The organism is Oceanococcus atlanticus (assembly GCF_002088235.1).
Lineage (GTDB): Bacteria > Pseudomonadota > Gammaproteobacteria > Nevskiales > Oceanococcaceae > Oceanococcus > Oceanococcus atlanticus.
Map to the genome: position 1 here is coordinate 20,333 of NZ_AQQV01000004.1, position 13,771 is coordinate 34,103.

At 55.5% G+C, this 13,771-nt stretch carries 9 protein-coding genes and 1 pseudogene; all 10 read left to right on the top strand.

Translation table 11 applies throughout. The annotated features are described in order from the left end of the window. Window positions 1–13 precede the first annotated feature (13 nt). The 10 genes and pseudogenes from atpA (at window position 14) to ATO7_RS14505 (ending at window position 13,682) form a co-directional block, all read left to right on the top strand. Complete coding sequence (gene atpA, locus ATO7_RS14465) at window positions 14–1,555, top strand: F0F1 ATP synthase subunit alpha (protein ID WP_083562980.1); 1,542 nt, start codon at window positions 14–16, stop codon at window positions 1,553–1,555. Window positions 1,556–1,581: 26 nt separating this feature from the next. Beyond that, window positions 1,582–2,451 (top strand): F0F1 ATP synthase subunit gamma, encoded by an 870-nt coding sequence (gene atpG / locus ATO7_RS14470; protein WP_083562982.1) that lies wholly within the window; start codon window positions 1,582–1,584, stop codon window positions 2,449–2,451. 67 nt (window positions 2,452–2,518) lie between these two features. Beyond that, window positions 2,519–3,916, top strand: coding sequence for a F0F1 ATP synthase subunit beta (gene atpD / locus ATO7_RS14475; RefSeq protein ID WP_083562984.1), 1,398 nt, complete (start codon window positions 2,519–2,521; stop codon window positions 3,914–3,916). A 6-nt stretch (window positions 3,917–3,922) separates the two neighbouring features. Continuing rightward, a complete protein-coding gene (locus ATO7_RS14480; protein WP_083562986.1) occupies window positions 3,923–4,333 on the top strand; it encodes a F0F1 ATP synthase subunit epsilon in 411 nt (136 codons plus the stop codon). A 99-nt stretch (window positions 4,334–4,432) separates the two neighbouring features. Next, window positions 4,433–5,800 carry a bifunctional UDP-N-acetylglucosamine diphosphorylase/glucosamine-1-phosphate N-acetyltransferase GlmU gene (gene glmU, locus ATO7_RS14485; protein WP_240499490.1) on the top strand — a complete coding sequence of 456 codons (1,368 nt, stop codon included), beginning with the start codon at window positions 4,433–4,435 and terminating at the stop codon, window positions 5,798–5,800. 1 nt (window position 5,801) lies between these two features. Beyond that, window positions 5,802–7,631 carry a glutamine--fructose-6-phosphate transaminase (isomerizing) gene (gene glmS, locus ATO7_RS14490; protein ID WP_083562990.1) on the top strand — a complete coding sequence of 610 codons (1,830 nt, stop codon included), beginning with the start codon at window positions 5,802–5,804 and terminating at the stop codon, window positions 7,629–7,631. A 340-nt stretch (window positions 7,632–7,971) separates the two neighbouring features. Then, a complete protein-coding gene (locus ATO7_RS14495; protein ID WP_146680379.1) occupies window positions 7,972–9,216 on the top strand; it encodes a zinc ribbon domain-containing protein in 1,245 nt (414 codons plus the stop codon). Window positions 9,217–9,630: 414 nt separating this feature from the next. Then, window positions 9,631–9,993: pseudogene (locus tag ATO7_RS17270) on the top strand (DUF6602 domain-containing protein); the annotation flags it as partial. A gap of 15 nt (window positions 9,994–10,008) precedes the next feature. Next, complete coding sequence (locus tag ATO7_RS16970) at window positions 10,009–10,434, top strand: hypothetical protein (protein WP_158523221.1); 426 nt, start codon at window positions 10,009–10,011, stop codon at window positions 10,432–10,434. A gap of 2 nt (window positions 10,435–10,436) precedes the next feature. Then, on the top strand, window positions 10,437–13,682 hold the full coding sequence (locus tag ATO7_RS14505; protein ID WP_146680380.1) for a P-loop NTPase: 3,246 nt from the start codon (window positions 10,437–10,439) through the stop codon (window positions 13,680–13,682). Window positions 13,683–13,771: the final 89 nt, after the last annotated feature.

Genomic DNA, 13,771 nt, shown 5'->3' on the forward strand with positions numbered 1-13,771 from the left:
AGGATTGCAGACGATGCAGTTGAATCCTTCTGAGATCAGCGAGCTGATCAAATCCCGAATCGAGAACTTTGAAGTTCTCACCGAAGCCCGCAACACTGGCACCATCGTGAGCCTGGCCGACGGCATCGTGCGTGTGCACGGTCTGTCTGACGCCGTTCTGGGTGAGATGTTGGAATTCCCGGGTGAAACCTACGGTCTGGCGCTCAACCTTGAGCGTGATTCTGTTGGTGCGGTGATTCTGGGTGATTACAAACACCTGACGGAAGGCGACACGGTTAAGACTACCGGTCGCATTCTTGAAGTGCCGATCGGCCCCGAGCTGCTGGGTCGTGTGGTGAACTCGCTGGGCCAGCCGATTGACGGCAAAGGCGCCATCGATGCCAAGGAAAGCGCGCCGATCGAGAAGGTCGCGCCGGGCGTTATTGAGCGTCAGTCGGTCGATCAGCCGGTGCAGACCGGTTACAAATCGGTTGACGCCATGGTTCCGGTTGGCCGTGGCCAGCGTGAGCTGGTGATTGGTGACCGTCAGACCGGTAAAACCGCACTGGCTATCGACGCCATCATCAACCAGAAAGACACCGGCGTGAAATGCGTCTACGTCGCCATCGGTCAGAAGGCGTCGTCGATTGCCAACGTGGTGCGCAAGCTGGAAGAAAACGATGCCATGGCGCACACCATCGTGGTGGCGGCTTCGGCTTCGGAATCGGCAGCCATGCAGTTCATCGCGCCGTACGCCGGTTGCTCCATGGGCGAGTATTTCCGCGACCGCGGTGAAGATGCCCTGATCGTCTATGACGATCTGTCCAAGCAGGCTGTGGCTTACCGTTCCGTCTCCCTGCTGCTGCGCCGCCCGCCGGGCCGTGAAGCATTCCCGGGTGACGTGTTCTATCTCCATTCACGTCTGCTTGAGCGTGCTGCGCGCGTAAACGCCGACTACGTTGAGAAGTTCACCAACGGTGAAGTCAAAGGCAAAACGGGCTCGCTGACCGCACTGCCGATCATCGAAACCCAGGCTGGCGACGTCTCTGCGTTCGTTCCGACCAACGTGATTTCCATCACCGACGGTCAGATCTTCCTTGAGACCGACCTGTTCAACGCGGGCATTCGCCCGGCTATGAACGCCGGTATCTCGGTGTCGCGTGTGGGTGGTGCTGCACAGACCAAGATCATCAAGAAGCTTGGCGGCGGTATTCGTCTGGCACTGGCTCAGTATCGTGAGTTGGCCGCGTTTGCCCAGTTCGCTTCGGATCTGGATGAGGCAACCCGCAAGCAGCTGGAGCGTGGTCAGCGTGTGACCGAGCTGATGAAACAGGCTCAGTATGCACCGCTGTCGGTCGGCAACATGGCGATCTCGCTGTACGCCGCTGACAAAGGCTACCTCGACGATGTGCCGGTCAACAAAGTCGTCAAGTTTGACGAAGATCTGCATCGTTACCTCGCATCGGAACAGCAGGCGTTGCTGGACACCATCAATGCGAAGGGTGACTACAACGACGAGATCGAGAGCGGCATCAAAGCTGCGCTCGAAGGCTTCAAGAAGCAGTGGGCGGCGTAAGCCCCCACTGTTGACCAGAGTCTGATATGGCAAGTGCCAAAGAAATCCGCACCAAGATCGGCAGCGTAAAAAATACGCAGAAGATCACCAAAGCCATGGAAATGGTTGCGGCCTCGAAGATGCGCAAGGCTCAGGACCGCGTGATGGCGTCCCGGCCTTACGCCGAGCGCCTGCGCCGGACCATGGGCCATCTGTCCAAGGCCAACCCGGAATATCGGCATCCCTTTGTGGTGGAGCGTGAAGTCAAGCGCGTCGCCATTATTGTGGTGTCGACCGACCGTGGTCTTTGCGGCGGCCTGAACATCAACCTGTTCCGTAAAACCCTGGGTGAGCTGAAGCACTGGAAAAGCCAGAATGTGGATGTGGACATCGCAGTGGTTGGTAACAAGGCGCGTGCGTTCTTCAAGCGTCTTGGCGGCAACGTTATTGCCGAGCAGAGCAATCTGGGCGACACCCCGCATCTGGACCAGCTGATTGGTCTGATGAAGGTGGTGCTCGATGCCTACCGCGACGGCAAGGTTGATCGTGTGCTGCTGCTCAGCAACGAATTCGTCAACACCATGACCCAAAAGCCCGATGTGCAGCAGTTGCTGCCGGTGGCTCAGCAGGCGGGTGAGGATGATGGTGAGTTGCTTGACCTGTGGGACTACATCTACGAGCCGGAACCGGCAGAGCTGCTTGACGATGTGCTGATGCGCTTTGTCGAATCGCAGGTCTACCAGGCCGTGGTCGAGAACGTGGCCTGTGAAATGGCTGCGCGTATGGTCGCCATGAAGAGCGCATCGGACAACGCCGGTCAGATCATTGAGGACTTGCAGCTGGCCTATAACAAGGCCCGTCAGGCTGCGATTACTCAGGAGCTGGCGGAAATCGTCGGTGGCGCAGCCGCGGTGTAGCGGTTACGAATTGAATTGAATCTTGCCGTAACGCGGCGAAAAAGCTTAGGAAAAGAGGACTTTATTGATGAGTTCCGGAAAGATTGTCCAGATTATCGGCGCCGTCGTAGACGTCGAATTCGCGCGCGATGCGATGCCCAAGGTGTATGACGCCCTGCGTGTTGCTGAAGCGGGCCTGACCCTGGAAGTCCAGCAGCAGATGGGCGACGGGGTTGTCCGTGCCATCGCCATGGGGCCGTCGGAAGGCCTCAAGCGCGGCATGTCGGCGGAAAGCACCGGCGCACCGATTTCGGTGCCGGTTGGCCAGGGCACCCTGGGCCGCATCATGAACGTACTGGGCGAGCCGCAGGACGAGCGTGGTGAGGTGCAGACCGAAGAGCGTTGGTCGATTCACCGTGAAGCGCCGAGCTACGAAGAGCAGTCCGGTTCTACCGATCTGCTGGAAACTGGCATCAAGGTCATCGACCTGTTGTGCCCGTTCGCCAAAGGCGGCAAGGTTGGCCTGTTCGGCGGTGCCGGCGTAGGCAAGACCGTGAACATGCTCGAGCTGATCAACAACATCGCCAAAGAGCACTCGGGTCTGTCCGTGTTCGCCGGTGTTGGTGAGCGTACCCGTGAAGGTAACGACTTCTACCACGAAATGTCCGAGGCTGGCGTTATCCAGCTTGACGACCTGACCCAGTCCAAAGTGGCGATGGTTTACGGCCAGATGAACGAGCCGCCGGGTAACCGTCTGCGCGTGGCGCTGTCGGGTTTGACCATGGCCGAGTTCTTCCGTGATGAAGGTCGTGACGTGTTGTTCTTCGTCGACAACATCTACCGTTACACCCTGGCCGGTACCGAGGTGTCCGCACTGCTCGGTCGTATGCCGTCGGCGGTGGGTTACCAGCCGACCCTGGCTGAGGAAATGGGCGTTCTGCAGGAGCGCATCACCTCGACCAAGACCGGTTCGATCACCTCCGTTCAGGCCGTATACGTACCCGCGGATGACTTGACTGACCCGTCGCCGGCAACCACCTTTGCTCACCTTGACGCCACCGTCGTGTTGTCGCGTGACATCGCCTCGCTGGGTATCTACCCGGCTGTGGACCCGCTCGATTCGACCAGCCGTCAGCTTGACCCGCTGGTCATCGGTGCCGAGCACTACAACACCGCCCGTGAAGTTCAGGGCGTGCTGCAGCGCTACAAGGAACTGAAGGACATCATCGCGATTCTGGGCATGGACGAGCTGTCTGAAGAAGACAAGCAGATCGTGGCCCGCGCGCGTAAGATTCAGCGATTCCTGTCGCAGCCGTTCCACGTGGCTGAAGTGTTTACCGGCGCGCCGGGTAAATACTGCTCGCTCAAGGACACCATCCGTGGTTTCCGCGGCATTGTCGACGGCGAGTATGATCATCTGCCGGAACAGGCTTTCTACATGGTGGGCACCATCGAAGAAGCCGTCGAAAAAGCCGAGAAGGTTTAAACCCCGATGGAACTCAAGGTCGACATCGTCAGCGCCGAAGGCGAAATCCACGCTGGTACCGCCAGCATGGTGTTCGCGCCGGCAGAAATGGGCGAGGTGGGCATCGCGCCCCGCCACGCACCCTTGCTGACGCGTCTTAACCCGGGGGTTGTGCGGGTCAAGAACGGTGATGAAGAGCAGGAGTTCTTCGTCTCCGGTGGCCTGCTGGAAGTTCAGCCTTATAAAGTCACGGTCATGGCGGACACCGCTCAACGTGCACACGATATTGATGAGGCCGCGGCGATTGAAGCCAAGAAGCGTGCTGAAGAGGCGCTGTCGCAGGCGGGATCGGATATCGACATGGCGCGTGCTCAGGCCGAACTGGCTGAAGCCGCGGCGCGTTTGCATCTGGTCAGCAAGCTGAAGACCAAACGCTGAGCTTCGACACCTGAACTTCGATAGATAAAAGGGCCGTTTACGGCCCTTTTTCGTATCCGGCGCTATCATGCACGGACAATGTTTGAGGAAGAATATCGCGTGGCTGTACACAGTGTGATCCTGGCCGCAGGGCAAGGCACCCGGATGCGTTCGGCACACCCCAAGGTTTTGCAGCAATTGGCTGGTCGCAGCCTGTTGTCGCATGTGTTGCACGGCCAGGCCCAGCCCTTGAGTGATGTCATCCATATCGTGTTCGGGCATGGCGGAGATGCGGTGCGGCAGGCCTTTGCCGACGCCACTGATCTGAGCTGGGTCGAACAACGCGAACAGCTCGGAACGGGCCATGCAATGGCTCAGGCATTGCCGCAGATTCCGGACGATGCTGTTGTGCTGGTCTTGTATGGCGACGTGCCCATGGTGGGTGAGAACAGCTTGCAAGCGCTGTGCGAGATCGCCGCCCGGGACGCCCTGGCAATCTTGACCGTGGAGCTTGAGAACCCAACAGGCTACGGGCGCATCTTGCGTGATGATGGCCGTGTGGTGGGGATTGTCGAGCACAAAGATGCCAGCGACGTGCAGCGTCAGATCCGTGAGGTCAACACCGGGCTGCTGGCCGCGCCAGCCGCAGCGCTCAAGCGCTGGGTCGGTGCGCTGGACAACAACAATGCACAAGGCGAGTTTTACCTGACCGACTGTGTTGCCAAGGCGGCAGGCGAGGGTATGGATGTGCATGCGGTGCTGGCCGAGTCCGAGGTGGAGGTCGCCGGCGTTAATGATCGCCGCCAACTTGCTGCACTGGAGCGGGCCTATCAGGCCAGACAGGCCGACCGACTGATGGGCGAAGGCGTGCAGCTGATCGACCCGGCGCGCTTCGATCTGCGCGGCCAGCTCAGCGCAGGGCGTGATTGCCTGATCGACGTGAATTGCGTGATCGAAGGTGAGGTGCAGCTGGCGGACGGCGTGCACATTGGCCCCAACTGTGTACTACGCAATGTGCGGATCGGCAATGCCACACGGATTGAAGCCAATAGTGTGCTGGAAGACGCGCAGATCGGCGCGTCCTGCAGCATTGGGCCGTTCGCGCGTGTGCGCCCCGGCACCCGGATGGCGGATCATGCGCGTATCGGCAACTTCGTGGAAACCAAGAAAGCGCAGATCGGAACAGGCAGTAAAATCAATCACCTGAGTTATGTTGGTGATGCTATTTTGGGTGATCACGTCAACGTTGGTGCAGGCACCATCACCTGTAACTATGACGGTGTGAACAAACACACAACTCACATTGGCGACGGTGCCTTCATCGGCTCCGATACCGCCTTGGTTGCGCCGGTCAGTGTCGGCGCAAACGCCACGATTGGGGCCGGTTCGGTGATCTCCAAAAATGCACCGGCAGATAAGCTGACCGTGGCGCGCGGGCGTCAGGTCACCGTGGATGGCTGGCAGCGTCCACAAAAAAAGGACAAGTGATATGTGCGGTATTGTCGCGGCGATAGCTCAGCGAGATGTGACACCGATTCTGCTGGAAGGCCTCAAGCGCCTGGAGTATCGCGGTTACGACTCGGCCGGTGTGGCGGTGGTCGACAACGGCGCGCTGCAGCTGGCCCGCGCGGTGGGCAAGGTCGCGGCCTTGCAGGACACGCTCAACAACACCGCAGTGCGCGGTGCTCTGGGTATCGCGCACACCCGCTGGGCAACCCACGGTGAGGTCAGCGAGCGCAACGCGCATCCGCATGTGTCCAGCCAGCGGGTTGCAGTGGTCCACAACGGCATCATTGAAAACTACGCCACGATTCGTGAAATGCTCGTGGCCGAGGGCTATGTCTTTGTCTCGGAAACCGACAGCGAGACGATTGCGCATCTGATCGATTTCGAGTTGCGCCGTTGCCCGAGCTTGCTGGCGGCAGTGCAGGCTGCGGTGGCTCAGTTCAAAGGCGCGTACGGTCTGGCCGTGATGGCCCTGGATACGCCGGACGAGCTGGTGGTGGCACGCTCTGGCAGTCCGCTGGTTTTGGGCCTGGGCATCGGCGAGAACTTTGTCGCCTCTGATGTCGCAGCGCTGGTCCCGGTGACCCAGCGCGTGGTGTTCTTGCAGGAAGGCGACGTGGCGCAGCTGAGTCGCGAAACCTGGCAGGTGTTTGATGCGCAAGGCGAGGCCGTTGAGCGGGTTGTGCATGAAGCGTCGCAATCGGATGTGGCCGATCGCGGTGGTTATCGCCACTACATGCTCAAGGAAATCTTCGAGCAGCCCCGCGCACTGGCCGATACCCTGCAGGAACGCATCAGCCACGACGCCCTGCTGCCGCAATCCTTAGGTCCTGCGGCGGAAAAATTGCTGGCCACTGCCGAAAATGTACATATCGTCGCCTGCGGCACCAGCTATCACGCCGGCATGGTGGCGCGCTACTGGATCGAAACACTGGCCGGTGTGCCCGTCAATGTGGAGCTGGCGTCCGAATACCGATACCGCGACGTGGTTGTACCCAGCAACACGCTGTTCGTGACCTTGTCGCAGTCCGGCGAAACCGCCGACACCTTGGCCGCCTTACACTTTGCCAAGAGTGCCGGCTACCTGGCTACGCTGACGATCTGCAACTCGGCGCAAAGCTCTATGGTGCGTGAGTCTGACCTGGCCATGATGACTCGCGCAGGCCCAGAGATCGGCGTGGCGTCGACCAAGGCGTTCACCACTCAGTTGATCTCGCTACTGCTGATCGCCGGCATGCTCGGCAAGCTGCGTGGCCGTCTGACGTCTGCCCGTGAAGCCGAGTTGGTGAGTCATCTGAGCAAGGCGCCAGGCCTGGTGGAGGACGCGCTCAAGATGGATAAGGCCATTCAAGCCTTGTCGGAAGACTTCGCCGACAAGCAGCATGCGCTTTTCCTGGGCCGCGGCACGCAGTTCCCCATTGCTATGGAAGGCGCCCTGAAGCTCAAGGAAATTTCCTACATTCACGCCGAAGCCTACGCGGCCGGCGAGCTCAAGCATGGTCCGCTGGCATTGATCGATGAAGACATGCCAACCATTGTTGTGGCACCCAACAACGATCTGCTCGACAAGCTCAAATCGAATCTTGAAGTTGTGCGGGCACGAGGTGGGCAGCTTTATGTTTTCGCGGATGCAGATACCGGTATACGTTCAGAGCCCGCCATCCGGGTGACCGCTGTGCCGCATATGGATGACCTTATCGCGCCGGTTGTTTACACCATTCCGCTGCAGTTACTGGCGTATCACGTTGCAATACTCAAAGGTACGGATGTCGATCAACCACGGAATCTGGCTAAGTCAGTCACTGTGGAGTAGTGCGGTGTGAGGCGGATCGATTGTTGTTCCGTATAAATAAAGTCTGTCCACGTGGAATAAGGTCTGTCCAACCTGTGGAATAAAGTCTGCCCAGATTATGAGTGGTTGCAGCCGGCCATTAGCAGTCATCCGGACTGCGATCGATGAGAAGGGCAGGATCAAGCAAGCGGACCTTCACCCTAAACAGGGGCCCAGAAAGTGGCAGCTAGCGAGGTTTGGACTACAGCTCAATACTTGTCATAGCGCTTTTGTTCGTCCATTCCACCATGTGCATCATCGTGGTGCTATGGTTTTCGCAGGCCACGTTACACAGAACGAGAATACGTCCAAGGGGGACACGATGGGTACGGCGCAACTGACAACTTGCAAAACTTGCGGCGGCAAAGTCTCCGCGCAAGCACCCACATGCCCGCATTGCGGCGAAGTAGATCCTGGTAAGCAGGACAACTCAACAGCGTCTGAAGCATCGGTGGAGATTTTCTCCCCGGCAGCGGCGTCACCGCAATCCGAGATGAAACCCTGGCTCAAGTCCCTGCTGGACATCTGCACGACACTCATTGGCGCGATTTTCATGCTTGTGGGCGCCATACAAATGACCAGCAGTACGCATGACCTGTATGCAGGTCTGTTTTTCTTCTTGTTTGGTGGATTCTGTCTGCCCTTTGTGCGCGATCGCGCTCTGCCGTCAATGGGTCGTAAATCCTACAGTGGCCGAGGGTTTGGTATTACGCTGGGCGTGTTCATCGTCGGCACAATTTTCTCTACGATCACATCCAATTGGTCGGAATCCCAAGCGCATGAAAAAGCCCAAGCCGACATGCAGGCGAAAAAGGAACTGCGTGAGAAGCTGCAGGCCGAAAAATTGGCAGAGTGGAAGAGCCAAGGGCCAGAACTGATCGCCAAAGCGGATGAGCGACTGGCCGCTGGCGATTTCGCATTCCCCAACATGATTGTTCGCAAGTTCGAGGACATCGGTGGCGAACCTATCAATGCGTTAAAGCAGCGGGCCGCGCAAGTGGAAATCAAAACGCTGGAGACACGCGTGCGCCAAGCCGCTGCCACCGACTACGAAACCAAGGCTCAAGCGTATGCACGCCTCGTCCAGTTGGATTCTGGCAACAGTCAGTACCGTACTGGTCACGCCAACTACAAAGCCAAAGCCACCGAGGCCAAGCGCAATGCCGAAATCAAGGATTTGTTGACCAAAGCCAAGGCCCTGCCGGTCGAGCCTTACGAGGACAACCTGAAGATCTACCAGAAACTGGCAAAGTTGGACCCCAAGAACGCCGGATTCAAAGAGAAGGTGGCTTTCTACAAGGGCAAGATTGAACGCCAGAAAACCATTCACGCCATGTTCTCTCAATGGGACGGCTCTTACCCACCTTTGGTCAAGCATGTGAAAAGCAACATGAAGGACCCCAGTTCATACGATCACATTGAGACTCGGTTCTCTGATCGTGGCGATCACGTCTACGTTGTCATGCGTTTTCGAGGCAAAAACAGTTTCGGGGCCCTCATTCCAAATACGGTGTCAGCGAAGATCAACCTCGATGCAAACACATTCTCGGTTTTGTCATGGGATTGAAAATCACTGCATTTTGTGCGCCATGGCTGCACATTTCACAAATAAAGCACTTCCAATGACTGAGGCTCAACGTTGCCTCTTGCGGAGTCGTATCAGAATTTTTAAAACATAAATTTTCCAGTTCGAGGTTTTTCAGCCAAGTACCATCCGACCTTGGTGTGGAAATTCTCACTGTATAGCGGTGCCTGAACTATGTTTCCGGCTAATCGCAGACATCGCCAGTTCAGCGTTCAGAAGCCCTCGACGCGAAGAAACCGGACGCTCTTAGAGCCATGGACAAACAGTTCGAGCAGCAGCGATGTATCACCCCGTCTCACTGTTCGAACCAAGGAGCATCAACGATGCTCTGGCAGATGCTCCCACGCAACTTACATAGCTGCTATTTTGATACCGGGAGTATCGATTGAGGTTGCGATGGAGCCAGATCTAGGAAGCTTGCTGAAATCCATAAACGAAGAGCTGGAAATCAAAAAGGACCGCCTTAGATTCCTCATCGGAGATAAGCACTGGCCGTCAGATGGAAGGTGGCGTGAATCCCTCTTAATGGACTTTCTCACGGGATATTTGCCAACTTCCCTGTCGGTCAGCACGGGATTTGTGCGATCGATAGCTCCAGTAGGTCGTGTATCTAAGGAGACGGACATCTTGGTCTGTGACCATTCAATTTCAGCACCATTGCTCCGGAACGATTGGCTTAGTGTGGTGACTCCCCCTTCCCTCAGATGCCATATCCACTCGAAGAGCGAATTCACCAAGGCGCAACTAGTTGAGATTCTTGAAGGAACACGAGAAATGAGCTCTGTTCTAGGCCTAAGTTATGAGCCACGACAGACAATCGGGTTAGGTTTTTTTTACGGATCCAATGGAAGGGATTGCACAAGCATTTTTCAGACCGTATTGGCTGCTGTACGGGAGCACAGTGAACAGATCTCAAAGGACAACATCTTTCCAAGCCCCACCTATACCCTGCCCAAAGCAATCTTTGTACTCGGAGTAGGTGCCTACTACATCAATGATGGACAAGATGGCCCCGATAAGCATTTGACTATCAAGGCATGTTCAGCAAGCAACACTGCGGCCGCACTATTCCTGGCAGAGGTCTGCAGACACATTGCGACAGATTCGCCATACATGCCCCCGCAATTCCCGAGTGCAGAATTTCCGCGCTACCTCGACGAAAAATTGGCTGAGAGTGCCACTTTGCAGTGGGAGAACTGAGAATGCAGCACATTTCAATTAATCAAGCGATTGAGAGCTTTTACGGCTGTGCAGCACTTCTATATGGACCGGCAACATCCGGGGATGCCAGTCATTTGCCAGGCTTGGCAGAAGCCTTGGGACATCTTCCAGGTGGCGAAAACGTCGACGTCTCTTCGGCACGAAATTTCATCGACTTAACTGGCAGATTTGCCACGCTGGCCTCAGCGGAGCTCCTCTCATCAGAATTGCTCTCGTACTATCAAAAGCCGAACCTTGGGAAAGGCCCCCACTTGGCTGAAGTAGCCAGCCATCCATGGAAGGCTATCTGTTCGCTTGCTCCAGATCGCAACCTAGAAGTCGAGATACGATCCGTTCAGAGCAAGATGGGGACATCATCTGACCTCATCGAGCTAGGCACCTCACGCCAAGCCTTGTCAGCCCGCGAAATTCCAGCATTGCGATTGCTCGGAAGCTGCGTCGACAACAGACCTGAAATTCGACTTCCCTGTTCGGCAGAAGACTACTTGGTGCGCCGTCGATATTGGCGCAATCTCATCCCGCTCTTATACGACAAGGTCAGGTCAGGTGCTCTTTTTGTTTCTGGAATATCAGAGATGGGGCAGGAGTTTCTAGATTTTGTGAACGAATTGGTGGCATGTTTGCCCCAAGCGCCAACAAAGATGGTTTTTTGTGAGCTCCATTCTGATGCCTTTTATCAAAATGTGGAGCGAGTTTGTGCGGGACAGCTACAGTTATATCAGCTAGATGGCGACATCTATGAGTTCGTATCTAAAAGTAGTAAACGTGAAGGAGCGCAGCTCCAACTATTTGACTCGGCATCGACGATTGGCAAAGCCGAGTTGTCGGTTGCCGACAGATTATTCAAAATCCCAAGCAAGTCGAAAGGCGCCAATCAACCTGACTCACTCTGGGCACGAGACCAATTATTTCGGCCAGTTGGTCTTGAATGGGCCCCCTTTGACCTAGAAATCGATTTCCGCCGCGACATTTCTTCGTTGGCCTCTGAAGAAATCTCAAGGCTACTTACCGAGAAGAAACTGTCAATTCTGAGACTTGACGGAGAGGCGGGTACTGGAAAAACCACAGTCCTCAAGAGAATTGGATTCGACTTGGCGACTGCGGGCGTCCCAGCGTACTGGCTTAGACCCACGGGCGGAGACCCAACTTCCATAGGATTTACCCAAGCCATCCAAGAACTCGACTCGGCATACTTCGAGAGTGCCACTGGAGACAAAAAATTCGCCATCTTGGTTGATCGTCTGGCTCTAGCCGATTTCGAGCGTAATGCAGTAGTTGGCTTAGAGAGTCGGCTGAACTGCCGCGTTTGCGTAGTTGTTTGCGGCAGACCATACGAGCAAGAATTTGATGGAGGCCAAGATGGCGGCTTGGAATCTCGCTCTCGCTTCGACTCTCGGTTGACCGTGCCTTTGGATCTAACGGAGTCTGAGTGGGCGAGGCTTCCAGATTATCTCGTACGGCTTGGTCTGTGTGAATCTTTAGACCAAGCCGACGGCATGGTTAAGCGCCAGGAGGCTCGCCACTCAAAAGACATCTTGTGTGCGCTCTGGTTTCTCCTTCCAGAAACTAAGGGCTGCATCCGGCAATCACTTACCAGCGCATATACCGGACTAGACTCATCTAAACGAGTCATCAAAGAGCTAGCCGAAGCTGTTGAAACCGATGATTTAGGACAGATCGCGAGAAATATTTACGAAATTGTTGCCGTTACTTCGTCGTTAAGAATAGGAATTCCGATAGAGGTACTAGCCTCCGCAGTTGGCATAAGCTTTTCCGATTGGCAGAACCTGTGGAAGGCGGGGGAACCCCTTTGGGGGCTTCTTGATCAGTCGGAGTTGTCCGATGTTGGAAGCTATGCAATCTGGACGCGCAATGACGTTGTTACAGAGGTATTGCTGCACATCGTTCGAGCAGGAGACACTGATCGTCAAGCAGATGCCACGGTATTGGAAACGGCACTTGCTGGATGCGTAAGCTCAAATCCGGCCTACAGAGAATTTATTGTAGAACTTCTTGTAAACCGAAGGAGCGAGCTGAAAAGGCTGGACGCGAATGCAGTATTGAAGCTCTTTGATACTGCAATTGCCACCTTTCCTGATCAAGATAGAACGATTGCTCACCATCGAGGACTGTGGATAAAGTCAGAAATTGGTGATTTTGAATGGGCCTATCGGGAGCTTGAAGATGCAAAAGCGGTTTCTCCCTACATTTTTTCAAAGAGTGAGGAGCGAATCGAGCTAATCGAAACTTCGCAAGCCGCCTGTATCGTTCAGCAGGTTCAGCGAGGGGAAATTTCCGCAGATAGTGGCCTTCCCATGGCATGGAAGCACCTGGAACGCGCGTGCTCGCCTCGCGGTCTAGATCTACACACTCTTCATATATCCGGAGGCATCCTTCTACAAGGGGCTCTTGCTGAATCTGATCAAGAAAAACGTCGGATATCACTTTGTGAATCCCTGCGCTTTGTTGATGAAGGAATGCGCCTTTACGGCGGCAATAGCCGCGCTCAGAAAGAGGATCCGAGAGACGACTTGGTAAATTCTTTGATTGCAAAGATTGCTGGCAACCTAGACTTTGATGAAGCAATTAAACTGGCGATTGAACACGCGCAACAGCGCGAACATCTGGGAATCTGTCATGTGGTCGCTGCCGCTATGCTGGCGAAAGTGTCAAGCAACAAGAATAGCGACGATAACGACTTTAATCGCGTCGCAAATTTCATCGATCAGTGTATCCAACATATAGAGAATCGCGAACTACACCCCCCCATTGATCTTTTATTCGAAAAGGTGAAGACAACATTCGAATGGAAGGTCCTAAGATCCCGAGATTCTCAGATTGACTGGAAGAAGTTTGCGGCTGCCGTCAATGCAATTCTCGAAAGCGAACGATTCTCAAGAGATCCTATGTTGATGTTTGCGCAGGCTGTTGCCTATTACCATCTCCACCTTTTCCCAAGAGCCTTTGCCACATTTTCTGAATTGCGCCAACAACACGTTGCGAGCCATATTCGGTACGCTCGACGTTGCTTTTTTCGAGATAAAAGCGGTTCCGCCAAGAAGTTTCAGGGCGAAGTCAAGGCAGTCAGCGGAGATAAGACGTACATCCAAATCCCCGAATTGGGCACTGAAGCGTTGGCAGATCGAGGCGCCTTTCCAAGCAGGGTTGGCACGCAGGTTTCTGCTCGTATCGCATTCACCCTAATTGGACCGCTTGCGGTGCGCTGAGCCAGCTGAATCCGTAAGGAAAGTGCTTACACGGGGGCAAGTCCTGAACGACCGCTATCGGGGACTAGGCGGATTTACATTAGGGTGGT

Excerpts from the sequence above, each read along its gene's own strand:
- atpA (WP_083562980.1), top strand. The coding sequence starts at position 14 with ATGCAGTTGAATCCTTCTGAGATCAGCGAGCTGATCAAATCCCGAATC.
- atpG (WP_083562982.1), top strand. The coding sequence starts at position 1,582 with ATGGCAAGTGCCAAAGAAATCCGCACCAAGATCGGCAGCGTAAAAAAT.
- atpD (WP_083562984.1), top strand. The coding sequence starts at position 2,519 with ATGAGTTCCGGAAAGATTGTCCAGATTATCGGCGCCGTCGTAGACGTC.
- ATO7_RS14480 (WP_083562986.1), top strand. The coding sequence starts at position 3,923 with ATGGAACTCAAGGTCGACATCGTCAGCGCCGAAGGCGAAATCCACGCT.
- glmS (WP_083562990.1), top strand. The coding sequence starts at position 5,802 with ATGTGCGGTATTGTCGCGGCGATAGCTCAGCGAGATGTGACACCGATT.
- ATO7_RS14495 (WP_146680379.1), top strand. The coding sequence starts at position 7,972 with ATGGGTACGGCGCAACTGACAACTTGCAAAACTTGCGGCGGCAAAGTC.
- ATO7_RS16970 (WP_158523221.1), top strand. The coding sequence starts at position 10,009 with ATGAGCTCTGTTCTAGGCCTAAGTTATGAGCCACGACAGACAATCGGG.
- ATO7_RS14505 (WP_146680380.1), top strand. The coding sequence starts at position 10,437 with ATGCAGCACATTTCAATTAATCAAGCGATTGAGAGCTTTTACGGCTGT.